The following is a 1003-nucleotide window of genomic DNA, read 5'->3' on the forward strand; positions in this document are numbered from 1 at the left end:
GGGCGCGTATCCCGCTGTGCTGGAAGCAGGTTCGATTGTCGCCGAGGCTTACGACTCCACCGAGGTGTCGGAGCGGCACCGTCACCGCTACGAGGTGAACAACCAGTACCGCGACCGCATCGCCGAGAGCGGTCTGCGCTTCTCCGGGACCTCCCCGGACGGGCACCTCGTCGAGTTCGTCGAATACCCGCGCGATGTGCATCGCTTCATCGTCGGCACCCAGGCGCACCCCGAACTCAAGAGCAGGCCCACCCGGCCGCATCCGCTGTTCGTCGCGTTCGTCGGGGCGGCGCTCGACTACAAGGCGGAGGAGCGGCTCCCCGGTATGGACATCCCCGAGCAGCGCTCCAATGGCGTCGAGCATGCCGACGAGGTCGGAGCCCTGCTGCAAGAGCCCGCGACCCGTGGCTGACCACGACTTCGAGACGGTCGCCTCCGAAACCCTCTACGTCGGAAAGATCTTCGCGCTGCGCGCCGACGAGGTCAGCAGGCCCGGCGGGCACACCGTCCGCCGCGAGGTCGTCGAGCACTACGGCGCCGTCGCGGTGCTCGCGATGGACGACGACCGCAACATCGCGATGGTCTACCAGTACCGGCATCCGCTGGGGCGACGCCTCTGGGAGCTGCCCGCCGGCCTGCTCGACCTCGGCGGCGAACCGCCACACGTGACGGCCGCGCGCGAACTCAAGGAAGAGGCCGGACTCTCGGCCACCGACTGGCGGGTGCTGGTTGACCTGGACTCCGCGCCGGGCTTCAGCGACGAGAGCGTGCGGGTGTACCTGGCCACCGGGCTGACCGACGTCGGACGCCCCGATGCCCACGACGAGGAAGCCGACCTGACGTTGCGGTGGTATCCGCTCGACGAGGCGGTGCGCCTGGTGTTCACCGGCGAGATCGTGAATTCCATTGCGGTGAGCGGTATTCTGGCCGCTCCGACACCTCGGTGGAGTCGTAAGCCTCGGCGACAATCGAACCTGCTTCCAGCACAGCGGGATACGCGCCC

General features: G+C 68.5%; 2 protein-coding genes. Both read left to right on the plus strand.

Annotated elements, in window-relative coordinates:
• Window positions 1–412 (plus strand): glutamine amidotransferase-related protein (locus A5698_RS07840; protein WP_502688886.1); only part of this gene is annotated, 412 nt, incomplete at its 5' end.
• The coding region (locus A5698_RS07845; protein ID WP_084792326.1) for an NUDIX domain-containing protein at window positions 405–1003 on the plus strand (599 nt) is incomplete at its 3' end. The genes A5698_RS07840 and A5698_RS07845, both read left to right, overlap by 8 nt.

It is taken from the genome of Mycobacterium sp. E136, assembly GCF_001666865.1.
In the GTDB taxonomy this organism is placed as follows: domain Bacteria; phylum Actinomycetota; class Actinomycetes; order Mycobacteriales; family Mycobacteriaceae; genus Mycobacterium.